The following is a 21,974-nucleotide window of genomic DNA, read 5'->3' as shown; positions in this document are numbered from 1 at the left end:
ATTTTGTTAATTGTTTATTCTTTATTGTTAATTGTAAACTTAAAACATATCAGCAGTTCGAATTCAGCATTGCCTAAATTGCGCTCCTCTGATATTTTTATAAAAAACAGAAGAAATAGTAGTATTTAAGGAAGTTTTACAAACATGACGCCGTTACCTAAGAAGAAGCACGCGAAATCAAGAACCAGAACAAGGAAATCGACCAAAACAATTTCCTTATTGGCAACCGTAATTTGTCCTAAATGCCAAGGACTGAAGTTGCCGCATCACGCATGTCCAAATTGCAGCTTTTACAAGGTTGCGTAAGAGGACTAGTTGCACATTAAGTTCACATGAAGCGAAAAGGTGACCCGAGGCACAAAGTAAGGGTAGAAACAGTAAAAGATCTATTTGCCCAAAGTTTTAGGCCAGATTCAGAGTCTTCCGGCCTAACAGAGCAAGTGCTTTTGAACAAAGGCAAGACAGACGCTCTTATCAAGAAAAATGCTCCGGCTTGGCCTCTTGCTCAAATACCTCCATTAGATTTGGCAATTTTAAGACTCGCGGTATACGAGCTAGTATTTAAGGAGAAAAAAGAACCTTACAAGGTAGTTATCGACGAAGCAGTCGAAATAGCCAAAGAGTATGGAAATGAATCTTCTGCTTCATTTGTAAATGGCGTTTTAGGCTCAATAGTAAAATCAAATATTAAAATGCAAAAATCAAAATGACAGATCAAATTTTAAAAATAAAGGCTGACGTAGTCAGCTTCTATAATTTTGAATTTTTATATTTAAACTTTTAATTTAACATCGTGGATTATTTTGAAGAAGTTAAAAAACTAATAATAAAACTTTATGATCTCGAAGAAGATCTCGTCCACGAAGAATCTCTACTCGAAGCGGATTTAAACATCACAGAGCTTGATTTAGAGGACTTAATTACCCAACTAGAAGAAACGTATCAATTAGAGATTCCGCTTTCCGTCTATTCTAATTTCAAACAAGTTTCCGATATTTCCAATTACCTTTATGAACACGCCGATGAAGCCTAAAGAGCTCGACAGCCTTCAGAAAATCCTCAAGATAAAATTCAAAGACAAAGCCCTTTTAAAAAATGCGTTCATTCACAGGTCTTACATCAACGAGCACAAAGACTTTAAGGGTTTACCCAACGAAAGGCTGGAATTTCTGGGAGACTCCGTGCTTTCCCTTTTTGTTTCGCGTCACCTTTACGACCAGCTACCCCTTAGCCCAGAAGGAGAGTTAACTCAAATCCGCGCGTCTCTCGTTCGGACTGAAACCTTGGCAAAGCTCGCCAAAAATCTTTCACTCGGAAAGTACCTTTACCTTTCAAAGGGAGAAGAAGAATCTGGAGGCCGCGATAATAAATCGATTCTCGCGAACACTTTTGAAGCCTTAATTGGCGCGATTTATCTCGACCAAGACCAGGAAGTAACTCAAAGCATCATAAAGCAAACGATTCTCGACCATTGGGAGGAGCTGGCTAAAAATGCCGTCATTGACAATAAATCGAAGCTCCAAGAAACCCTGCAGAAAAAGTTCCACAAATCACCAGTCTACCGCCTAGAAAAAACCTGGGGACCAGATCATGACAGAAGATTCGAAATAGCTGTTTATCTCGAAGATCACGTACTTGGTCGTGGTGTAGGTAAAAATAAACAAGCAGCGACTCAAAACGCGGCCAAAGACGCCTTAACTAGACTAAAGTAACAATCTTTGAGATAATACCCTTCAATCGTTAATGGTTAATTGTTGATCGTTAATTGGGGTCCATTCCCCCTATGAACTATTTACTATAAACGATAAACGAATTAAAAAATGTCCGTAAAAATAAGACTTGCAAAAACAGGAAAGACGCACCAGATTTCTTACCGTATTGTGGCTCAGGACACAAGGAGCCCAAGAGACGGTAAGTTTTTGGAAATTCTCGGGTATTTTAACCCTTACAACAAACCATCCTTCAATGTAAAACGCGACCGGTTTGACCATTGGGTGCAAAAAGGCGCAGTTCCTACTCCAAGTGTTACAAAGGTCATAGAATCCGAAGGGAAAGTTAACTTGAGCGAAAAACCCAAGAAAGAAGAGATAAAGGTCGAAACCGAAATTAAACCCGAAGTTAAAGTCGACGCCAAAGTCGACGAACAGCCCAAAGAGGAAGTTAAGACCGAAAACGCCGAGGCTAGCAAAACAGATGTTCAAGCTGACCAACAAGAAAATAAATAAGACTTCGGAGTCGAAGACCTGAGTGTTAACCGAATGGGCCGAAGGGCATATTATGGAAGACTTGCTAAAATTACTTATCGAACCTCTTGTTTCTGATATAGACAAGGTCAAAATTGAAAAAAGCGGCGACAGCTCAAACGTCGTCTTCACGGTACATGTTCCAAAAGAAGATATTGCAAAAGTAATCGGCAAAGAAGGCAAAATGATCAAATCGATCAAAAACCTCCTCAAAATAAGGGCGATTAAAGAAAACGTGTTCGCGACCCTAGAAGTACAAGAAGTGTGACCTTCCACATAATTACACTTTTCCCCGAGATGTTCGATGGTATTTTCCAATCAAGCATAATCAAACGCGCTCAAGACAAAAAACTAATCCAGGTAAACTTTATCAACCCCCGCGATTTTGCAAAGGACAAGCACAAAACCGTCGACGACACACCCTACGGGGGAGGAAGTGGCATGGTTATGAAGGCAGACATTTTAGTTGCCGCTCTCGAGTCCATTAAACCCAAACCGTACACAATTTTACTTTCAGCTTCCGGAAAAAGGTTTACACAACAAAACGCAAGAAGTCTTTCCAAAAAAAAGAACATTGCTTTAATTTGTGGTCATTATGAAGGAGTGGATGCCAGGGTCGAACAATTTGTAGACGAAACTCTCTCGATCGGAGACTTTGTTTTAACAGGGGGAGAAGTGGCGGCGATGGCAATAGTCGACAGTACCTCAAGACTCATCCCAGGTGTTATTCACCCTAAATCTCTGGAAAATGAATCTTTCTCAAAAATCGGAAATTGGAAAATGGAAAATGGAAAATATCTCGAATACCCTCAATACACAAAACCCGAAGATTTCAGGGGGCTTAAAGTACCAAAAGTTCTTCTAAGCGGCAACCACAAAGAAATTAAAGCCTGGAGAGACAAAGAGTCTAAAAGACTGAGCAAAGCTAGAAAGGACTAAATAAATCTGACCTGCCGGTAGGAAGAGGCGCAGCGGCTGCAGACGCTTCAGGCACAGCCACAACTCTTTGTAAAATCTGCAGCTCGGCAGCATCAACTGCCTCAACCGGAGTCTCAATAGACGCAAGCTGTTCGGGTAAAGCCCTCCAGTATGCATCAATCGTTATTATCGACTTTAGAGTACTTGTATCACCGGTTGTTTCTGTTAGAAGATTAAGATCGCTTATTCCGACTATTCGAGAGGTCGAAAAAAGCGTTCTCAGAAACGAGAGGAAAGACGCGTAGTTGCTTGAAGTCGTCACCTTCACCTGAACTTTTGGTGCAAGTTCAACTTTACCCGCCGGAAGCGGGGCTTGAGCCTGTCCAGCAGGCACTGCGACAAGGTCAATTCCATCTAGAAGTATTCCGTTGGCACCAGCAGCAAGCTCTATTTGCCTAATAAGCGAAAATATAGCTTTATCAGAAGGCAACACAAGTTCAGCACGCCTAACTTGATCGTCCAAAACTGCAGTATCTAGAGTCGAAAGCAACTCAGCTTTAACAACCAGCGCTTGAGATTTCGCAACAAGTTCGTCGTTCATCGATCTTATACTGACCGTTTCGATTACCTTCGGCCTTACCAAGAAAAACAAAACAAGAAAACACGTCAGTATCGCACCAATTGGGGCTAAAAAGGAGGCGATATGAGAATCCTCCAAGACTTTCAGTGCCTTCACATTTCCAACTGCCGGCATGTTCATCTAGCAGTACCTCCTTCTGCTACCGGAGGAGCCTGAGTATTTACTAGATTCGCAGAGACAATAAACGAATACGTGCCAGTTTGGTCTGAACTCAAAGAATCAATCCCGATAGTATTAACAATAGGAATTCCTCTCTCCGAAAGAAGACCCGAAACCAGAGCAGCTACTGCGCCGGAGGACCGAGCCTTGCCCGATATCGCAACTTTATTTTCCGAAACCTTTAAGTCAGTGAAATAAACATCCTGGGGAACGAGAGTCGCCAGCACCTCAAAAAAGTTAGGATAATTTTCGCGCGCAGCAATTAGCGAGGATACAACGCCAACTTTGTCCTTGACGACAACTAATCTTTCTTCCTGAAGCTTGTACTGATTTACGCTCGCGCTGTTTTCCTCTATTTCCGCAATCAAATTCGACCTTTTAGAAGCATAGAACGCAAAAAGTCCAAGGGTAATAATTGTAAGAATAGCAGTCAGCACAAGAAGCCCGACTGCAAAAGTTTTCAATTTACGACCGGCAGTCTGAGCACCTTCAGCAATTTTCTCTTGCTGAGGCAAAAGGTTAATTTCGGCAGGCATATGTCTAAACTAAGCGTAGCAAAATTTAAGATCTTAAAGCAAGACCGGTAGCAACGGCATATACTGTACCTTGCCCTGGAATCTTAGTAATCAGCCCCTCTTTGACAAAATCTACCCACGGATCTCCTATCGTGACGTCCAGGTTTGTTCTTCCTACAAGATACTCAGAAAGGCCAGGCAAATACGCTCCGCCTCCACAAAGAACAATTTTTGCGCCCGACCAGTTAGAAACATGACTCTTTGAAAATTCAACGCCTCTTAAAATCTCGGTGACAACAACTTCAAGAGAAGGCCCAAGCGCCTCAACTAGCTTGCCTGAAAGTTTATCGGGAGATACTCCATAGGATTGTTTATATTGCTCTGCCTGGATCGTAGGCAAGTTAAATTCACGCATTATTATTTTCGTTAAATTTGCTCCTCCAGTCGAAACCGATCTCGTGAATATAACACTCCCGCGGTTCGTAATCGTAAGCTCTGTTGAAAATGCGCCAAAAGAAACAATAATTGTGGACGCGTCAGTTGGTTGTGTCAGACTTCTTGCCAAAGAGAAAGACTCGCTTTCAATTGAATTAACTTTAAAATGGCACTCCCGAACAATTCTTATGTATCTCTCGACAACTCGCTTTGGTGCAGCAACCAAAAGAACATCCATTTTTTCACCTCCGGGGTGTTGAGGGTTAGTTGTATTTACAACGTTGTGCTGCAAAACGACATCTTTTATAGGAAGTGGAATATATTGTTCTGCCTCCCAAACAACGGCAGCCGCGAGCTCCTTGTCTGTCAATTTTGGAATTTGAATCAGCCTCGAAATCACTTGGGATTCCATTAATGATACCGAACACTTATCAGTTTCAATTTTTACTTCTTCGACAAGCCTTTTTACTGCATCAACTACCTTTGAAAGATCAGATTCGCTACTGGACAAAAACGCAGGCACTGGAGAAGAGATAATGCCAGCAGCAGTGAGCACTTTCCGGTTTCGGGAAACGTCAACGGCCGCGACTTTTATATACGACCTTCCTATATCAAGTCCAAATAAACGGGCAGACATAATACTAGATTAACAGCTAAGATTAAGTGTGGCAATGCAACCTATGGTGCCAGCGGCGGTAAAACGGGCGGATTTATCTTAGGAGAAAAACTTGCCTCTTGCTTTGGACTGGTAATGGGTGAAGGTGTCGCTTCGAGTATGTCTTGGCTTTTATCAGTTTTGGCGACCTCTTTGAGCGCCTCCGTATCTATTTTCCTCTCACCGAAAACTTCAGGTTCTGCCTTTTTGTCCGAAATCACCGAAAAGAATACAAACAAAAGAACAGGCAAGACGAATGCGGATAAGCCAATAAAAGAGAGTCCTAAGCGAGTTTTTTTATCCATTCTTACCTACTTAACTATGTCAGATTCTGAAAAAAGTACGTAGTCAAGAGCAGCAGGGAGTTGAGGTAGCGCTGTTCTCGTTGCACGAACCTTCCTTGTAAGCCCAAGCTCTGTGGTCGCTGTGGAAACTACTTCGTATGTTTGTATTGGAAAACTGTTGCCCCCCGTAACCTTGACGGTGGCTTTTCTCCAGAATGGACGCAACCTTAAAATCCTTACATCGTCACTGGCTTCAACTTGAATCGTGCCCGGATTCTTGCATAAGAATTCGGTGCTGGTGTTATCACAGTTCGTAAAGCCACTTTGTCCCGTTTTAGGCTCTGCCTGATAAGCAAACCTCTGCTGAGAAGCCGATCCACTGCCCGCAGAACCAAAACAGGTCGGATTGTCACAAACAAAAATCAGCTCGAGCGAAGCCTTCGGTGTATCTGTACCGCCGCTTTCACTTTCATCACTGCGCTTTATCCATTCGACGGTAACAGGACCAGAGTAACCTGTAAGATTTACCTGACCCACAGTTCCTTCTTCGATTACTGATTCATAAACACTCGATGCTTTAACGTCTACCTTAGCCGTTAAATCTCCAACAGGGACCTGAAGCCCGGGCGTGGTTATTGAAGGATCCGAAAGATTGGCAAGAACGTGCTCGACTCCGCCTTCTGCTGCTGCAAACGCCCTTTGAGATTGCTCTGTTTGAGTTGAAGTTCGAAGGTTTGTGATATTTCTGGAGGCAACCGAAAGACCAACAGATAAAGCAACAACTACTACAAGAAGAACTAAAATAAGAATCTGGCCGCTTTGCTTCACCTTACTTCCAGTTTAGGTTCAGACAACTCTAATTGTCAAATACAACCCATGCCTCAATAAGACCTTAAGGAGACCGTCGTATCAAATTCCACATTCGCCTTAAAATCTTGCCTGGAGGGTGCCCCAATAGCCTGATTAACCGTAAAACTTACAGACACAACCGCGGGGTTGAGAGCTCCAGCAGAGGCGCTGTTTACTTTAAATGAGCAGTTAGAAATATCGACCCCGCCCAATAAATCACGATTGGTAAGAGGAACATACGACGATTCGGGTACAAATTCCTGATTTAGTGTCGAAGTTCCAATCCAACCATTCACACTTTTAGGTTCAGTGTCCGAAAAACATTTAATATGCAGTGGGCCGGAAGCAGACGTGGTCAGTTTAATATATTTTCCTGACCCCATCACGTCTTCTTCAGCAAAAGTCGAGCTCCTAATTTTAGAATCAAGAGACTCCAAAACTGCCTGCCCATTCTGCTTGATTTCTGTTGTTATGTTGGTCTGGTTACTTCCTTGCAAAACCGATGTTAAAAAGACAAGCGTCGAACCAACAACAATTGTAAGAATTCCCAGTACAATCAAAAATTCAATCAGCGTGTATCCGGATCGACTGACTATCGTCAATCGTCCATCGACTATCGTTTTGAAGCTCAGTGTTCTGCGATAAGCGATTAACGATCTACGATGAACGTCTAAAAAGGGCATTAACTCAATTGTTAAATTTTACTTTCTTAATGTCAATGAATTCCGCCTTAAGGAGGAGTGCAGGGCGAGCCAGGATTAATTGCCCCCTGACACCAGTTACTTAAAATTGTCGAGTTAGTAACAGTCTGCGTACCAGCTGAATCTTGCCACGAGACAGTCACTACTATCAATTTATTTTGCCCCGAAGAAGACACTTGAATTCTCCTTGTGAATGTTATGTTATCAAGGACAACATTTTCGCCAGGTGGGCAGTTCGCCGTAGACAATGCCCAGGCTGAAGGATCAGGGTTAGTAGAATCCAAGATATAACAGTTGGCACTTGAATTATTGACAAGAGCGCTGAATCCCCGGCGGTCGCGAAATACCCTCATCTTCTCTAGGCTTTGCTCTGCCAGCTTTGTTGCTTGTGTATTTGCTTTGGCACCTCTTGCGCCTCTCTGTGTTAAAAGAGACGTTGAGACCAATGAAGTAATAAGGACAATAACAACTCCAAGAGCAACTACAACCTCGATGAGCGATTGACCTTCTTTTCTTTTAAGATTTTCAAAAAAAAGCTTCATAAACTTCCGAGGACAAGTCCTCGGTACTGTCTTTTCAAGTTTACAAGAGCGAGCAGAAAATATCATCGTTTTTGCTGTTCAGATCTCGAAAGTATGTAATCGCTTTTCGCATTCATCCGTGGACTAAAAGTCCACAGTGTTCTGCGAGCGATTATTAAAATTAAGGTTTAAAACTCTTTACTTCGCCGCTTGGATCAACAACAACGTTGTTTAAGCGAGTACCTCCAAGATCGGATAACTGGATGGTCACGGCACTCGTAGGTGCAGGGGAAAGCAGATTTCTTAATGCACCGTTCGTTTCAAAAAAATCAACAGGCGCGCCAAGAGCACTGCTTGCGTTATGGAATTTAATATCATTTGCAAGAGGCCTGAAAAATATGGCAACAGGCGAGCTTTGCGAAGAAGTACCGGTGTAAGAAATAGTGTTTACTTTCACTCCCTCCGGCAAGTTAACAACTTCTACGCTGAAAGTACTTTCAGAAGAAAAAGAAGCAAGGCACACACCGCCAAACGAATACAAAGATTGGTTCCTTTCAACTCTTAAATACCAGCCTCCTAAGGAAGAGGTTGATGGACATAAGCCGCCTGGACCCTTGTCACCGGAAGTAGCCTTATTTTGTACAAGCCTAAGATCAGCTTTGAGTTTATCTGCAGCGTTTTGGACTCTCTGATTTTTTTCAAAATTAAGATAACTTGCGGTAATTAGCGAGGCGGCGATACCAAACAAGCTAATTACAATCATTAGCTCGATTAGCGTAAAACCCTGTCGCCAAAGGCGACAGTTGACAGTTTTCTTAAATCCGGCTCTACGATAAGCGATTAACGATCTACGATTAACGTCTAAAAAGGGCATTAATTCAATTGTCAGACGAAAGAATCTAATTGTCAATTTGTCAGTCATCAGTTTTCCGTTTCCGGTCTTTCAGTTTTACATTGTGCCAAACCGACTGGCTGATTTACTGATTGACCACTATCTGACAACCGAAAACCGATAACCTAAAGGAGAGAAAAATACCAGGAGATCATCGTGGAGCCCCAGAACAAAACTGCAATTGTGGCAAAAACCAAAAAAGGGCCAAATGGAATCGTTGCTTTTATCGACTTTTTCCCAAAAGCCACAAGCAAAAGTGAAACAACCGCACCCACAAAAAAAGCTAGAAAGATCGCTGCTATTGCGTTCGGCCATCCCAAAACAAGTCCGATTAAAAATGCAAGAGGAACGTCCCCGCCGCCAATACCCCTTCCTCGAGTCGCAACAAGAAGCAGCAAAAAACCCATTGCAAGCCCAAAAGAAATGAAAACATACAAAACAAAATCAGTCGAGGTAAGGTGAAAATAGTTGTAAAAAAGAGCAACAAAAGAAGCTGCAAAAACCAAAGTTGTTGGAATAAGGTAAAACTTTAAATCAACAGTCGCGACAACGACAAGAGTTGAAACTATAAATAAATAGTAGGAAAGAGTGACAAGAGAAAACTGACCGCTTAAAGAAAGAACCCAAAATGACAGCACGAATAATAAACCCGTTAACCCCTCGACCAAAGGATACTGCCATGAAATTCGCCCTCCACACTTTCTGCATCTTGCACCCAAAACAACAAAGCTTACAATCGGAATTAAATCGAAAGATGAAAGTTTAGCGTGGCAATGATCACAATAAGACCTGCCAAATAAAACGGACTCTGACTTCGTTGTGCGATCGACAACAACGTTTAGAAAACTACCAACGGCTGTTCCAAGGATAAAAAGTAGAGCGTAAAGAAAAAACACTACGTTCTAGAATAGAATAAACACTTCACGCAGTGCAACCAAATCTAAAATTGAAAGGTCAAGTTTAGGCCCGCGAATCTGCGCAGCAGATCGAGGACCGCAATTTAACTTCCGTAAAAAATTAATTTAGAATTGACTAGTTAAATTATATATAGGGAGTATTATCGAGAGCACCAAAATTCCGACACCAAGACCGAGGATTACAAGAATTACGGGTTCAAGTGCAGCTGTCAGGTTTCTTATCAAATTCTCGCTTTCACTTTCAAAGTAAATCGACAGTCGTCCCAGAACCTCGTCCATCTTTCCGGTCTCTTCACCGACCCTTACCATCTGTCCGATAATCGGAGGAAAAATAGGGTCAGCCACCAAGGGTTCATGCAGTGAAGATCCTCGCTCAACCCGCTTGATAACAATATCAAGGCTTTCCCTGTAAGGCGCGCTTTCGAGAAGGTCGGCAACAACCTTAAGTGCAACAACAATAGGAACCCCGGCAGCAACCAAAAGGCCCAACGTCCTTGTGAATTGTGCAAGTATCAGCGTTTGCCTGATTCTTCCCCATACCGGTAGCTTAAGAGCAGTATACGAAATAATTTCTTGCCCTTTTTTAGTGTGAGAGTAGCGTGCGTAAATAACAATCGCAAAAATAACTAAACCTAAAAGAAGCCACCAAAAATTTGTCATAAAGCTCGAAATTGCGATCAAAATTCTTGTCGGCAGCGGCAATTTAGCATCTACTTCCTCATACAAAACGGCGAGTTTTGGGATAACAAAAATCATCATTATAGAAATGACGATAATCATAACCCCAACAACGATTGCCGGATAAATGAAGGCACCCCTTGTCTTGGCTTTAAAGTCCCGCTCTTTCTCGAGCGTATCAGCGAGCTTTGCAAGAATTTTGTCCAGAACTCCACCTGTTTCTCCTGCTTCAAGCAACTTCACGTAAACTGCATTAAACGCTTGGGGATGTTTAGAAAATGCTTTGGAAAGCGCCATTCCTCCTTCAACATCTGCGATAACAGACGTTAATACTTCGGCAAGAGCATGGCTCTTCGTCTGACTCTGAAGAATAATAAGAGCATCCGTTAGAGGTAACCCCGTTGATATCATCGTTGAAAGTTGTCTCGTGAAAGAAACGATTTCGGAACGAGAAACGCGATTCGTTAATTTAGGAATAGAAAAGTATCCGCCGCGGCGCTTCTCTTTAATCGCAATCGGAACTAACCCCTGCTGCTGCAGTTGAGCAACAAGAGTGCTTTTATCAATAACCTCAATTTCGCCCTTATGTTTATTGCCGGAAGCGTCTTTTGCTTCAAAATAATAAAAACCCATAACTTACCTGCTCAAAATTTTTTGATTCTCGCTTGCTCGAAATAAAATCCCACTATGCAGCCTGTTGATTTTCTGGAGCCTGATTTTCTGATGCTCCGACCAATCTTTCGAGCTCTTCTGGCCTAATACTGTACGACCTTGCAACATCCAAAGATACTTTTCCTGCTTTTACCAAATAGGCAAGCGAGGCATCGACAAGAACCATGCCTTCCTTACCAGACGTTTGAATAATGTTGTCTATTTGGTGTGTTTTCCCTTCCCTGATTGTTGTCTGAACAGCAGCGGATGTAAGCAGCACCTCAACTGCCGGTAATCTTCCTCCTCCGATTGCAGGAACAAGTCTCATCGACAGAATTCCCGCAATCGTTGACGCAAGTTGCGCCCTTATTTGTTTCTGTTGATTCTGGGGAAATACGTCAATGATTCTGTCTACGGATTGAGCAGCAGAATTTGTGTGAAGCGTCGCAAAAACCAAGTGTCCAGTCTCAGCGACTGTTATCGCAGAGGCGATTGTCTCGAAATCTCTCATTTCACCAACTAAAACTACATCAGGATCTTCACGAAGTGCCGATCGAAGCGCAATCTCCCAAGAGTGAGTATCAAGATGCATCTCTCTCTGCGAAACAAGCGATTTACCTCTTGGGTAAACGTATTCGATAGGGTCCTCGATAGTAACTATGTGCTCGGATCTCAGTTGGTTAATTTCGTTTATTATCGAAGCAATAGTCGTAGATTTACCATGACCTGTAGGTCCCGTAACCAGAATGAAGCCCTGCCTCATTTTTGCAAAATTATGACAAATACGAGGCAAGTTCAGCTCTTCAATAGTTTTTATGTGATTACTAATAAGCCTGAGGGCGGCAGATGGGTATCCTTTTTGGTAATAAGAATTGACCCTAAATCTGGCAACGTCTCCAAGGGCAAAAGAGAAATCCAGTTCCTTATTGACTAGAAACATTTCCTTCTGCTCGGGAGATAAAAGTTCGAGAATTAAAGCTTCTGCGTCATGAGGGCTAAGGGGCGCGGGTGCTAGAGGTATTAAGGCCCCATCGACCCTTATCATCACTGGCGCACCAACCACAAGATGCAAATCGGAAGCGTTTTTATTAACAACAATTTCTAAATATTCCTGAATACTCATATAAATTAACTAAAAATTCAAAGCTCAAAAATCAAAATTATTGAAAAAAGTTTCCATAATTTTTAACTTTACACTTTCAACTTTAAATTACTCTTCGGCTACTCTAAGTACCTCCTCAATCGTCGAAATCCCCTCAATAACCTTAAGATAACCATCTTGTTTCATTGTAATCATTCCTTCGCTAATTGCTTGGGTTTCAATAGCTTGCGAAGGTTGCCTTGTTAAAATCAAAGTGGCGATTTTCTCGGAAGTGACTAATACTTCAAAGATACCGACCCTTCCCAAATATCCCGTGTTATTGCATTCCCGGCATCCCTTTCCAACGTAAAGATGAGCGATTTTGTTTTTACTAAAGTCATAGATATCATCAAGGCTTTTCTTTAAATCGTCAAGAACCTGGGGCGTTATAGCCCTTGTTGCACGACACGTCGGACAGATTTTCCGAATCACTCGCTGCCCGACAACACAGGTTACTGTCGATGCGATGAGGTAAGATTCAGCGTGCATGTCCAGAAGTCTGGGGAGCGCACCTGCGGCACCATTCGTGTGAAGAGTAGAAAATACTAAGTGGCCCGTCAAAGACGCTTGAACCGCAAGATCCGTAGTTTCCGGGTCGCGAATTTCGCCTACCATAATAATGTTAGGATCCTGCCTTAAAAACGACCTCAGACCCGAAGCAAAAGTTAACCCCGCCTTAGGATTAACCTGGACCTGATTAACACCCGGAATCTGATACTCAATAGGATCTTCTAAGGTTAGAATATTTACTCTCGTCGAATTTACTTTCGAAAGGATAGAATAGAGCGTCGTCGTTTTTCCCGAGCCTGTAGGCCCTGTTATTAATATAATTCCATGAGGCCTTGCAATATTTTCCTCAAGGTGCCTTAAAGCCATCGCCCGCAAGCCCAATTCAGGTAACGTTGGTACGCCGCCGCTTTTTTTAAGAAGCCTCATCACAACCTTTTCGCCATAGACAGTAGGCATTGTTGAAATACGCAAATCTATCGCGTCATCGCCAGATTTGAAGCTAAAACGCGCATCCTGTGGAAGACGTTTTTCGTCTATCTTCATGCTGCCCAGAATCTTAATCCTGGAAACTATTGCCTCATGAATTTTTTTGGGCAAAATTAACTTCTCGTGCAATATTCCGTCTACTCGAAAACGAATTCTTGTCTCATTTTCCAAAGGCTCGATATGAATGTCGGAAGCTCTGACTTTAATTCCATATTCAAGAAGTGTGGAAACGATCTTGGCAACTGGCGCCTGTCCCAAAACAGCAGTAATCTCTTTATCCTCTTGTTCCGCAGTAGGGACAGTTGGGACCGCCTCCTTAAGCGCTTCGCCAACGTCGAGCGAAAGACTCCGTGAATATTGATTCGAAATTGCTCTTTTAATCGAGTCAGCGGTTGCAATATAAGGCCTAACCGCAAAACCCGTCTTTTTCTCTATAAATTCGAGTATCTGCAAATCCAGAGGATCTTTCATCGCGACGGAAAGTGTGTCTCCGTCTCGAGCAATTGGAATCGCTAAAAATCCTGATGCAGATTCTTCCGGAAGATAAGCAAGTATCTCTGGAGCAATTGGGCTTTTATCGGGGGCCGCAAAAGGAACGCCAATCACTTGACCTTTTGCTTCGGCTATCCACTCATCAGAAACCCAACCGGATTGCGCAAGCGCCTCTTCGCTAGGGACATGTCTTCTTCCGATTTCGTCCTTTATAAAACCTAACTGTTGAGATGTTAGAATTCCTTTCGCAAATAGCGCGTCCTCAATCGTAGTAGGCCGCGATCGAGGCAAATTGGGTCCTTTAGTGGTAAGATCAGAACTTGGGGCAGAGTCGGCCATTTGTAAAACAATAGTTAAGTTAATGATAGCAAATAGACAAGCTAAATTGGAAACTCTCACACACGTCAAAATGAAACGCCAATTCGCGCAGAAAAAAACCTTCCAAAGTTACTTATTTATTGGTCCTAATAAAGAGGACCTCAGAGAAAGAACGAGAAAACTCGCAACAAGTGTCGGAATAGACATCGAGAAAGTTTCTCAAGATGTTTTTAAAATTGAGGCGCTCAAAACTTCTATTTCAATTGATCAAATTAGAGCTCTCAAAGGGCACATTTTCCAAAAACCTCTAAAAGAAAAGCATAAATTCGTAATTATCGAGGAAGCTCACAGAGCAACACCCGAAGCTCAAAACGCACTCCTCAAAATTTTGGAAGAGCCTCCCAGCCACGCAATAATCGTTCTGGAGTCAAAAACCAAACACGCGATTCTACCCACTGTCATTTCACGAACCATAACGGAAGAAATATCCTATGGCGACGTTTCGTCCAAGAGCAGCATATTTGAAAACGGCGTAGGAGAGGCACTGTTAAAAATTAACAGTATCGGAAATTCCCAAGAGTTTATAGACGACGAGATAATAATTTTGGACGAAATGTTATTAGCCTGGGCCAGAGGAAAAAGAGTCAAACTCGAAAAAAATCAAATCATACGGGCACTTGAGCACTGTGCGGCTGCTAAGCAAATGATCACCTCAAACGTAAATCCCACCTTCGTACTTGCCGAATTGATCCTTGCAACAAACGCAAGCGGAGAGTTAGAAATTTAGCCTCAATTAGGCTTGCCGTGAAGCTAAAATTTTGGTAAAATTGACAGAAGGGTTAAAGCTTACTTAAACTGGTCCGAGGACTATTTTTGATCCCGACTCATGACTCATCACTTAACTTATAACTTATAACTATTAACATGCCAGATACCCAAGATAACTCATATAGCGCTAAAGATATTCAAGTCCTGGAAGGACTCGAGCCGGTCAGGAAAAGGCCGGGTATGTATATTGGATCAACCGATATACACGGGCTTCACGAGCTCGTTAAAGAAATCGTCGACAACTCCGTCGACGAAGCAATCGCGGGCTACGCTAAAAACGTTTACGTAGTAATTGCCCAAGACGAAAAAGTAACCGTCGTAGACGATGGCCGTGGAATTCCAGTCGAAATCCACCCCAAGATGAAAAAGTCCACTCTGGAAGTGACGATGACGATCCTGCACGCGGGTGGAAAATTCGGCCAAGGCGCCTACAAGGTCTCGGGAGGATTGCACGGCGTTGGTGCATCCGCAGTCAACGCTCTTTCCGATTGGATGAGGGTCGAAATCAGACGTGACGGCAAATTATACGCCCAAGAATATAAAAGAGGAAAGCCGACAACCAAGGTCGAGGAAGTAAAAGAAAGTTTGGTTCCAAGTATCATCAAGCCTCCCAAAACCGGCACTGCTTCTATATTCCTTCCAGACAAATCAATTTTCTCGACCATCAAAACTGACTTTAGGGTTATCGCCAAAAAAATAAAGGAGCGGGCCTACCTCGTCGCAGGTCTTTTCTTTCATATATATGATCAAAGGTCTGGCCAGGAGATCCACTACTACTTTGACGGGGGAGTACAGTCTTTGGTCCGCCACCTTAATAAAAATAAAGCTCCAGTTAACGAAAAACCAATTTTTGTTAGCCGCGAAAACAACGGCATTTTAATAGAAGCCGCAATCCAGTACAACGACGGCTATAACGAAACCGTCGAATCGTTTGCAAACGTAATCAACACACAAGAAGGGGGAACACACTTAACAGGTTTCAGAATGGCCCTGACTCGTGCAATTAACGATTACGCCAGAAAGAGCGGCTACCTCAAGGAAAAAGACGACAACCTAACGGGTGACGACATGCGCGAAGGGCTAACAGCTGTAATTGCCATCAAAATGAACTCCGAAAGCCTGCAGTTCGAGGGTCAAACTAAAGGAAAACTCGGTAACGCAGAAGTTCAACCTGCCGTAAATCAAGTAGTCAAAGAAGCAATAGATACTTATCTTGAGGAAAATCCACAGGAAGCAAGGCGCCTGATGGAAAAAGTTCTCTTGGCAGCAAAAGCCAGAATGGCTGCTCGAGCTGCTAAGGAAGCCGTCCTTCGAAAGGGCGCGCTCGAGGGAATGACGCTTCCCGGAAAACTCACCGATTGTCAGGAAAAGGATCCAGCCCAATCAGAACTCTATTTAGTTGAGGGAGATAGCGCGGGTGGCAGCGCGAAGCAGGGAAGAGATCGTAAATTTCAGGCAATTCTGCCTCTTCGCGGAAAAATTCTAAATACAGAACGCGCGAGGCTCGACAAAATCTTGGAATTTGAAGAAATCAAAACTTTGATTATTGCGCTTGGAACCGGAATAGGCGACACAATAAACATTGATAAAATAAGATATCACCGGGTCGTTATCATGACCGACGCCGACGTCGACGGCGAACATATCATGACGCTTCTTTTAACATTTTTCTTTAGATATATGCCGCAAATAATCGAAAGGGGATATTTGTACGTCGCGATGCCTCCTTTATATAAGGTAACTTTTGGCAGGGACATCAATTACGTTTTTAGCGACGAAGAAAAAGACAGTCTTCTAAAACTCAAGGGCAATGGAAAGCCAATTGGCATTCAAAGATACAAGGGTCTTGGGGAAATGAACCCAGAACAATTGTGGGAGACAACAATGAATCCACAAACCAGAATCATGAAGAAAATCACGATCGACGACGCTACAGAGGCAGATCAAGTTTTCTCAATGCTCATGGGCAACGAAGTTCCGCCAAGAAAGAAGTTCATCCAAACCCACGCCAAAAACGCCACTTTAGATATTTAACGATGGTCAAAAATCCCGAAGTAGTACAAAACGAAGTAGAAACAGGAGTAATTAAGGAACAATTCAAGCATTTTGAAGAACTTCTGGAAGATAGTGGGAGCCCGCACTTTGAAAGTTTAAAATATGTCGATCGGGGCTTGCGTTTTTACATTGACTATTCAATGGAAGAGGCATCGCTTATGACGTCGGAAAACGTAGAGGTCTATTCTTTTTCTGCAAATGAAACACTCGGAGAATATAATCAGGCATTCAGAGCAGCAGGAATAATAAGCAGATCAGGCGAACGTTGGATTATGATACATTTAGGAGTTAAAAACCCTTACAGCCCAACAATCGCATTGTGGCAATACAAACCCTACAAACAGAGAAGCTATTATATTGACTCCCAGGAAATATTTTTATCCAATGAAGGCCGTGCTTTTGAAATGCCAAGTTGGAGTTTTACTGGCGTAAAGACTGATGAAATCACAGAACCAATACCGCTACTTAAAAATGAACCTACGGATGATCAAATAGGTGTCAAGTTCAGGCTAGACTTTGAAGCAAAATATGGCGGAAAACCACAACCATTGAGTGGACAAACACTAGAAAGATTGCGTTTCATATCAGATAAGCATTCAGCCGGACAAGTCATCAATGGATAATCAAAACACGCAAAAACCAGTAACAGAAGAGACTGCAAAAAGACTAAATGATCTTCTTGCTAAAATTCCGGCAGGAACACAATCTTTCGAGCTTGCCAAAAAACCAGTTTATCGACTTAGAAACAGCCAATTACTGGCAGGGGTTGCAGGAACAATTGGTCTAGTCCTTTTTGCCTTGGGAGTGGAAAACGCTATGAGCAATATCGCTGTGCTTTCTCATCCATTTGTTCAAATTGCATTAGGGCTCATTTTACTGTCAGTAAGCGGCCTTCTTTTAAAAAAACTTAATTAACCCAAAATCAAAGATTAAGATCAAATATCAAAATGACGTATCAAAATTTAAAAACAATTCAAAAAAGCTCATGTAAGCTCAAAATAAAAAGTTCTGCAATGCAGAACTTCCACAACTTTGATCTTTGCACTTTAAACTTTAAACTTCAAAGGAGAATCGCCAATGGGTGACATAGGAAAAATTAGGCAAGTTGAAATTATAGACGAGATGCAGAAGTCCTATTTGGACTATGCAATGTCCGTTATTGTCGCGCGGGCGCTGCCGGATGTCAAAGACGGCTTAAAGCCAGTTCACCGAAGAATTATTTACGCGATGCAAAAGTTGGGCTTAACTCACAGCGCCCACTACAGCAAAAGCGCAAAAGTAGTCGGTGAAGTTTTAGGTAAATACCATCCCCACGGCGACGCACCGGTTTACGAAGCAATGGTTCGCATGGCACAGGATTTTGCCATGCGTTACCCATTAATCGACGGTCAAGGTAACTTCGGCTCAGTCGACGGAGATTCTCCAGCTGCAATGAGATATACAGAAGCAAGGCTTGCGGCTATTGCAGAAACTCTTCTTTACGACTTGGAAAAAGGAACCGTCGATTTTGTAGATAACTTTGACGGCACCTTAAAAGAACCCGTTTTCCTTCCAGCAACACTCCCGAATCTTTTAGCTAACGGCACATCCGGTATCGCGGTCGGAATGGCGACAAACATTCCACCGCATAATCTAAACGAAATCGTCGACGCCGTCATGCACCTTATCGACAATCCGGACGCGTCTGTCGAAGACTTAATGCAATTTGTCAAAGGTCCCGATTTTCCAACGGGCGCACAAATTTACGACATCACGGAAATAACAGCAGCTTACGCGACCGGCCGGGGCAAGATCATGATGCGCGCAAAGGCCGAAGTTGAAGAAACAAAAGGCGGTAAATTCCAAATTGTCGTCCACGAAATTCCTTACCAAGTCAACAAAGCAACCTTAGTTACAAGAATCGCCGAACTCGTAAAAGATAAAAAGATGGAGGGTATTTCTGACCTTCGCGACGAATCCGACCGAAAGGGTATGAGGATTGTAATCGAGCTTAAGCGCGACGCTAGACCTCAATCGGTCCTCAACAACCTTTATAAACACACAGCACTCCAGCAATCCTTCCCGGTAAATATGGTCGCTCTCGTCAACGGCATCCCTCAGACATTAACGCTCAAGATGATTCTGGAGGAGTTTGTAAAACACAGACAATCAGTCATCACCAGAAGAAGTCAGTTTGAACTTGATGAAGCCAAAGCGCGAGCACACATCCTCGAGGGTTTGAAAATCGCGGTCGACAACATCGACGCGGTAATCGAAACAATCAGAAAATCTAAAGACCAGCAGGACGCAAAGACAAACTTAATGCAAAAGTTCAAGCTTAGCGAACTGCAATCACTCGCGATCTTGGATATGCAGCTTAAACGACTGGCGGCGCTCGAAAGGCAAAAAATTGAGGACGAGCTAAAGATGACAATGGAAGAAATCGCTTATTTGGAAGACCTCCTTGCTCACCCCGAAAAAATTCTTAAAGTAGCTAAAAGCGAACTCATAAAAGTTAAGGAGCGCTTCGGCGACAACCGCAGAACCCGCGTCTTCAAGCAAAAAATCGGAGAGTTCAGCGAAGAAGACTTGATACCTAATGAGCCGACAATCGTCACAATCACAGTCGGAGGTTACGTAAAGCGTCAGGACATCGGTTCCTTTAGAACTCAAAGGCGCGGAGGAAAAGGCATTTCTGGAATCACAACCAAACAAGAAGATATCGTCGCCAACTTGTTCGCAAGCAACACTCACGATAATCTCCTTTTCTTCACAAACAAAGGCCGCGTGTTCCAATTAAAAGTCTACGAACTTCCCGAATCGTCCAGGATCTCAAAAGGCGTTGCCATTGTTAATCTGCTAGAACTTGGTCAAGACGAAAAGATACTCTCCATTTTGCCAATCAAAAAACAACAGGTGAAAACTGGTTTCGTTTTGATGGCAACAAAAAAAGGAGTGATCAAGAAAACCGCAATCAGCGCGTATGAGGCGATTCGAAGATCCGGAATAATCGCGATCAAACTAACAGATGGTGACCAGCTAAGGTGGGCAAAATTAACCACAGGCAACGACCTCGTCTTCTTGGTTTCCAAAAGAGGCATGTCAATTAAGTTTGACGAGAAAGATGTAAGACCAATGGCGCGTGACACAATGGGAGTAAGAGGCATCAAGATTAAAGACGGCGACGAGCTTATTGGTATGGACGTCATCGACATGGCGGACGAAAAGGCAGACCTATTGGTAATTACCCAAAAGGGAATCGGCAAAAAGACAGTTGTTTCCAACTGGCCAAAACAGCTACGTGGGGGAGTCGGCGTAAAAGCAGCTAATCTTGCCGAAAAAACAGGTGACATCGTAACCGCTAAAATCTTAACCAAAGAAGATGAGGGATTAATTCTTACTTCCCAAAAAGGCCAAGTAATGCGAACAACGCTTCGATCCATACCCAGGTTAACTCGCGATACGCAAGGAGTCATCGTTATGCGATTGAGTCAAGGAGACCAAGTAGCAGCAGCAACTGTTATCCAAAAGAAAAAAGAGGAAGCAATAGAAATTAAAGACACAAACATAGACCAAAAAGCGCAACCTGTCCAAAATAGGGCTAAACAGACTGCCACAAAGCCAAAAGTGGCTGTTGCCCCAAAGCCAAAAAAGGGCTAGAATGAAAAACTAGGAAATGAGATTGCTGGAATTTGAAATTTAATATCAAGAGCCCCAGGGGCTCTTTTTTTTAAACAAAAAATAAAAAAGGCTGATGGCTAGTTATGCCAAGTTAGTCCTGGAAGACGGAACAGTTTTCGAAGGAAGACATTTTGGAGCGAAAAACTCTAAGGCGGGGGAAGTAGTATTTGCAACGGGAATGGTTGGATACGACCTCAGTCTCACCGACCCTTCATACAAGGGCCAAATTCTCACTTTTACATATCCACTAATAGGCAATTGGGGGGTACCCCCGAGAAATAATCTCGAGTCTCCAAACATCCAAGTTTCAGGTTTGGTAATCAGCGACTTAACAGAGACGCCAAGCCACTGGCAATCAACCAAAACTCTAGACACCTGGCTTAAAGAAGAGGGAATACCGGCAATTGCCGAAATAGATACCAGAAAATTAACTCAAAAGCTGCGCCAAACGGGAGTAATGCTGGGGAAAATCGTCGCGGGGGGCGATGTAGAAATATACGACCCAAATCTGGAAAATTTAGTAGCACAAGTTTCAGTCAAAAAATTAAAAGCTTGGGAATCTGAAGGCGGAAAATCTAAAGTAAAAATCGGGCTTTTGAACTGCGGCGCTAAAGAAAATATTAGACGGAGTCTAACCAAAAGAGGAGCTACGGTCTACGAGATGCCTTGGGATTTTGACCCATTCGCCGAAAATCTTGCTCTTGATGGACTTGTTATTTCAAATGGTCCCGGAGATCCCAAAATGGCAAAAGAATCAATAGCAATAATAAAAAAAGCGCTTGATAAAAAGCTGCCAACTTTTGGTATTTGCCTAGGCAACCAACTACTCGCTCTTGCGGCAGGCGGGGATACATACAAACTTAAATTTGGTCACAGGTCACAGAACCAACCGACAATCCAAGAGGGGACAAAACGTTGTTTTATTACAACTCAGAACCACGGATTCGCAGTCAATGAAAAAAAACTACCAAAGGGATTCAAGCGCTGGTTTTATAACGCGAACGACAATACCAACGAGGGGATAATCCACGAAAAACTTCCATTTTTCTCTGTACAATTCCACCCCGAAGCAGCACCAGGACCAACCGACACAGAGTTTCTGTTTGATTATTTCTTGGAAAGGGTAAGATGACAATAAATTTTTTTAAAGTTTTCCTTGCATCTATGATTGCAGTCTTATTGATACCAATCCTTTTGATTCTCCTAAGAATATTTATAGTAAATAACCCTGAACGCCTTGCACTTTATAAAAAGTGCACAACCTACACAGCAGGTTTCAGTCAAGAAAAATTTAACCAAGTTCAAAACGGAATGTCAGTTTCTGAAGTCTATTCTATTCTTGGCGAACCTCTCAGCGCTGACGTATGGTACTTATCTTATACTCGCGCGTGTAAGTGGGATGATTTCCTAGGATATGAACAGAGAA

At 42.8% G+C, this 21,974-nt stretch carries 26 protein-coding genes; 14 read left to right on the top strand and 12 right to left on the bottom strand.

Annotation, left to right across the window (positions count from 1 at the left end):
* Positions 1–144: 144 nt before the first annotated feature.
* From rpmF to trmD, 7 genes are all read left to right on the top strand, one after another.
* Positions 145–306: a 50S ribosomal protein L32 gene (gene rpmF, locus NUV69_00355; GenBank protein ID MCR4324126.1), complete on the top strand. Its 162-nt coding sequence runs from the start codon at positions 145–147 to the stop codon at positions 304–306.
* A gap of 26 nt (positions 307–332) precedes the next feature.
* The gene (gene nusB / locus NUV69_00350) at positions 333–710 is read left to right on the top strand and encodes a transcription antitermination factor NusB (protein ID MCR4324125.1); all 378 of its coding nucleotides are present in this window, start codon (positions 333–335) and stop codon (positions 708–710) included.
* Positions 711–793: 83 nt separating this feature from the next.
* Complete coding sequence (locus tag NUV69_00345; protein ID MCR4324124.1) at positions 794–1,033, top strand: acyl carrier protein; 240 nt, start codon at positions 794–796, stop codon at positions 1,031–1,033.
* Complete coding sequence (rnc, locus tag NUV69_00340) at positions 1,023–1,712, top strand: ribonuclease III (protein ID MCR4324123.1); 690 nt, start codon at positions 1,023–1,025, stop codon at positions 1,710–1,712. The genes NUV69_00345 and rnc overlap by 11 nt, the downstream gene beginning before the upstream one ends.
* Positions 1,713–1,820: 108 nt before the next feature.
* Positions 1,821–2,225, top strand: coding sequence for a 30S ribosomal protein S16 (gene rpsP / locus NUV69_00335; protein ID MCR4324122.1), 405 nt, complete (start codon positions 1,821–1,823; stop codon positions 2,223–2,225).
* 52 nt (positions 2,226–2,277) lie between these two features.
* Complete coding sequence (locus tag NUV69_00330) at positions 2,278–2,511, top strand: KH domain-containing protein (GenBank protein ID MCR4324121.1); 234 nt, start codon at positions 2,278–2,280, stop codon at positions 2,509–2,511.
* 29 nt (positions 2,512–2,540) lie between these two features.
* On the top strand, positions 2,541–3,182 hold the full coding sequence (trmD, locus tag NUV69_00325) for a tRNA (guanosine(37)-N1)-methyltransferase TrmD (GenBank protein MCR4324120.1): 642 nt from the start codon (positions 2,541–2,543) through the stop codon (positions 3,180–3,182).
* Here trmD and pilO read toward each other — a convergent pair.
* The 12 genes from pilO to NUV69_00265 form a co-directional block, all read right to left on the bottom strand.
* The gene (gene pilO, locus NUV69_00320; GenBank protein ID MCR4324119.1) at positions 3,169–3,921 is read right to left on the bottom strand and encodes a type 4a pilus biogenesis protein PilO; all 753 of its coding nucleotides are present in this window, start codon (positions 3,919–3,921) and stop codon (positions 3,169–3,171) included. The two genes, trmD and pilO, sit on opposite strands and share 14 nt — an antisense overlap.
* Complete coding sequence (locus NUV69_00315) at positions 3,918–4,496, bottom strand: PilN domain-containing protein (protein ID MCR4324118.1); 579 nt, start codon at positions 4,494–4,496, stop codon at positions 3,918–3,920. Before NUV69_00315 ends, pilO begins: the two co-directional genes overlap by 4 nt.
* Positions 4,497–4,521: 25 nt before the next feature.
* Positions 4,522–5,547, bottom strand: a complete 1,026-nt coding sequence (pilM, locus tag NUV69_00310) for a type IV pilus assembly protein PilM (GenBank protein ID MCR4324117.1) — start codon at positions 5,545–5,547, stop codon at positions 4,522–4,524.
* 41 nt (positions 5,548–5,588) lie between these two features.
* Positions 5,589–5,870 (bottom strand): hypothetical protein, encoded by a 282-nt coding sequence (locus NUV69_00305; protein ID MCR4324116.1) that lies wholly within the window; start codon positions 5,868–5,870, stop codon positions 5,589–5,591.
* Between the two features lie 6 nt (positions 5,871–5,876).
* Positions 5,877–6,677 carry a hypothetical protein gene (locus NUV69_00300; GenBank protein ID MCR4324115.1) on the bottom strand — a complete coding sequence of 267 codons (801 nt, stop codon included), beginning with the start codon at positions 6,675–6,677 and terminating at the stop codon, positions 5,877–5,879.
* Positions 6,678–6,730: 53 nt separating this feature from the next.
* Complete coding sequence (locus tag NUV69_00295; protein ID MCR4324114.1) at positions 6,731–7,381, bottom strand: type II secretion system GspH family protein; 651 nt, start codon at positions 7,379–7,381, stop codon at positions 6,731–6,733.
* A gap of 47 nt (positions 7,382–7,428) precedes the next feature.
* Positions 7,429–7,941: a hypothetical protein gene (locus NUV69_00290; protein MCR4324113.1), complete on the bottom strand. Its 513-nt coding sequence runs from the start codon at positions 7,939–7,941 to the stop codon at positions 7,429–7,431.
* Positions 7,942–8,101: 160 nt separating this feature from the next.
* Positions 8,102–8,794, bottom strand: a complete 693-nt coding sequence (locus NUV69_00285; protein ID MCR4324112.1) for a prepilin-type N-terminal cleavage/methylation domain-containing protein — start codon at positions 8,792–8,794, stop codon at positions 8,102–8,104.
* A 143-nt stretch (positions 8,795–8,937) separates the two neighbouring features.
* The gene (locus NUV69_00280; GenBank protein MCR4324111.1) at positions 8,938–9,708 is read right to left on the bottom strand and encodes a prepilin peptidase; all 771 of its coding nucleotides are present in this window, start codon (positions 9,706–9,708) and stop codon (positions 8,938–8,940) included.
* Between the two features lie 126 nt (positions 9,709–9,834).
* On the bottom strand, positions 9,835–11,040 hold the full coding sequence (locus tag NUV69_00275; protein ID MCR4324110.1) for a type II secretion system F family protein: 1,206 nt from the start codon (positions 11,038–11,040) through the stop codon (positions 9,835–9,837).
* 52 nt (positions 11,041–11,092) lie between these two features.
* Positions 11,093–12,181: a type IV pilus twitching motility protein PilT gene (locus tag NUV69_00270; GenBank protein ID MCR4324109.1), complete on the bottom strand. Its 1,089-nt coding sequence runs from the start codon at positions 12,179–12,181 to the stop codon at positions 11,093–11,095.
* 87 nt (positions 12,182–12,268) lie between these two features.
* The gene (locus NUV69_00265) at positions 12,269–14,026 is read right to left on the bottom strand and encodes an ATPase, T2SS/T4P/T4SS family (protein ID MCR4324108.1); all 1,758 of its coding nucleotides are present in this window, start codon (positions 14,024–14,026) and stop codon (positions 12,269–12,271) included.
* Positions 14,027–14,048: 22 nt separating this feature from the next.
* Here NUV69_00265 and NUV69_00260 point away from each other — a divergent pair, with 22 nt between their 5' ends.
* The 7 genes from NUV69_00260 to NUV69_00230 all read left to right on the top strand — a co-directional run.
* Positions 14,049–14,792, top strand: a complete 744-nt coding sequence (locus tag NUV69_00260; protein MCR4324107.1) for a hypothetical protein — start codon at positions 14,049–14,051, stop codon at positions 14,790–14,792.
* Between the two features lie 137 nt (positions 14,793–14,929).
* Entirely contained in the window at positions 14,930–16,867 is a 1,938-nt protein-coding gene (gyrB, locus tag NUV69_00255; GenBank protein MCR4324106.1) for a DNA topoisomerase (ATP-hydrolyzing) subunit B, read from the top strand.
* Positions 16,868–16,869: 2 nt separating this feature from the next.
* Positions 16,870–17,511: a hypothetical protein gene (locus NUV69_00250; GenBank protein ID MCR4324105.1), complete on the top strand. Its 642-nt coding sequence runs from the start codon at positions 16,870–16,872 to the stop codon at positions 17,509–17,511.
* Positions 17,504–17,803, top strand: a complete 300-nt coding sequence (locus tag NUV69_00245; protein ID MCR4324104.1) for a hypothetical protein — start codon at positions 17,504–17,506, stop codon at positions 17,801–17,803. The genes NUV69_00250 and NUV69_00245 overlap by 8 nt, the downstream gene beginning before the upstream one ends.
* Before the next feature lie 162 nt (positions 17,804–17,965).
* Entirely contained in the window at positions 17,966–20,527 is a 2,562-nt protein-coding gene (gene gyrA / locus NUV69_00240; protein MCR4324103.1) for a DNA gyrase subunit A, read from the top strand.
* 94 nt (positions 20,528–20,621) lie between these two features.
* Positions 20,622–21,680 carry a glutamine-hydrolyzing carbamoyl-phosphate synthase small subunit gene (gene carA, locus NUV69_00235; protein ID MCR4324102.1) on the top strand — a complete coding sequence of 353 codons (1,059 nt, stop codon included), beginning with the start codon at positions 20,622–20,624 and terminating at the stop codon, positions 21,678–21,680.
* A gap of 32 nt (positions 21,681–21,712) precedes the next feature.
* The coding region (locus NUV69_00230) for an outer membrane protein assembly factor BamE (protein MCR4324101.1) at positions 21,713–21,974 on the top strand (262 nt) is incomplete at its 3' end.

It is taken from the genome of Candidatus Curtissbacteria bacterium (assembly GCA_024654445.1).
Classification (GTDB): Bacteria; Patescibacteriota; Microgenomatia; order Curtissbacterales; family GWA2-41-24; genus JANLHP01.
Note: the sequence above shows the minus strand (reverse complement) of the source record. Positions and strands in the feature narration are given on the sequence as shown.

Bases quoted from the DNA above. Each gene is read 5' to 3' on its own strand.
- rpmF (MCR4324126.1), top strand. From the start codon at position 145: ATGACGCCGTTACCTAAGAAGAAGCACGCGAAATCAAGAACCAGAACA.
- nusB (MCR4324125.1), top strand. From the start codon at position 333: ATGAAGCGAAAAGGTGACCCGAGGCACAAAGTAAGGGTAGAAACAGTA.
- rnc (MCR4324123.1), top strand. From the start codon at position 1,023: ATGAAGCCTAAAGAGCTCGACAGCCTTCAGAAAATCCTCAAGATAAAA.
- rpsP (MCR4324122.1), top strand. From the start codon at position 1,821: ATGTCCGTAAAAATAAGACTTGCAAAAACAGGAAAGACGCACCAGATT.
- NUV69_00330 (MCR4324121.1), top strand. From the start codon at position 2,278: ATGGAAGACTTGCTAAAATTACTTATCGAACCTCTTGTTTCTGATATA.
- trmD (MCR4324120.1), top strand. From the start codon at position 2,541: ATGTTCGATGGTATTTTCCAATCAAGCATAATCAAACGCGCTCAAGAC.
- pilO (MCR4324119.1), bottom strand. From the start codon at position 3,921: ATGAACATGCCGGCAGTTGGAAATGTGAAGGCACTGAAAGTCTTGGAG.
- NUV69_00315 (MCR4324118.1), bottom strand. From the start codon at position 4,496: ATGCCTGCCGAAATTAACCTTTTGCCTCAGCAAGAGAAAATTGCTGAA.
- pilM (MCR4324117.1), bottom strand. From the start codon at position 5,547: ATGTCTGCCCGTTTATTTGGACTTGATATAGGAAGGTCGTATATAAAA.
- NUV69_00305 (MCR4324116.1), bottom strand. From the start codon at position 5,870: ATGGATAAAAAAACTCGCTTAGGACTCTCTTTTATTGGCTTATCCGCA.
- NUV69_00295 (MCR4324114.1), bottom strand. From the start codon at position 7,381: ATGCCCTTTTTAGACGTTCATCGTAGATCGTTAATCGCTTATCGCAGA.
- NUV69_00290 (MCR4324113.1), bottom strand. From the start codon at position 7,941: ATGAAGCTTTTTTTTGAAAATCTTAAAAGAAAAGAAGGTCAATCGCTC.
- NUV69_00285 (MCR4324112.1), bottom strand. From the start codon at position 8,794: ATGCCCTTTTTAGACGTTAATCGTAGATCGTTAATCGCTTATCGTAGA.
- NUV69_00275 (MCR4324110.1), bottom strand. From the start codon at position 11,040: ATGGGTTTTTATTATTTTGAAGCAAAAGACGCTTCCGGCAATAAACAT.
- NUV69_00270 (MCR4324109.1), bottom strand. From the start codon at position 12,181: ATGAGTATTCAGGAATATTTAGAAATTGTTGTTAATAAAAACGCTTCC.
- NUV69_00265 (MCR4324108.1), bottom strand. From the start codon at position 14,026: ATGGCCGACTCTGCCCCAAGTTCTGATCTTACCACTAAAGGACCCAAT.
- NUV69_00260 (MCR4324107.1), top strand. From the start codon at position 14,049: ATGATAGCAAATAGACAAGCTAAATTGGAAACTCTCACACACGTCAAA.
- gyrB (MCR4324106.1), top strand. From the start codon at position 14,930: ATGCCAGATACCCAAGATAACTCATATAGCGCTAAAGATATTCAAGTC.
- NUV69_00250 (MCR4324105.1), top strand. From the start codon at position 16,870: ATGGTCAAAAATCCCGAAGTAGTACAAAACGAAGTAGAAACAGGAGTA.
- NUV69_00245 (MCR4324104.1), top strand. From the start codon at position 17,504: ATGGATAATCAAAACACGCAAAAACCAGTAACAGAAGAGACTGCAAAA.
- gyrA (MCR4324103.1), top strand. From the start codon at position 17,966: ATGGGTGACATAGGAAAAATTAGGCAAGTTGAAATTATAGACGAGATG.
- carA (MCR4324102.1), top strand. From the start codon at position 20,622: ATGGCTAGTTATGCCAAGTTAGTCCTGGAAGACGGAACAGTTTTCGAA.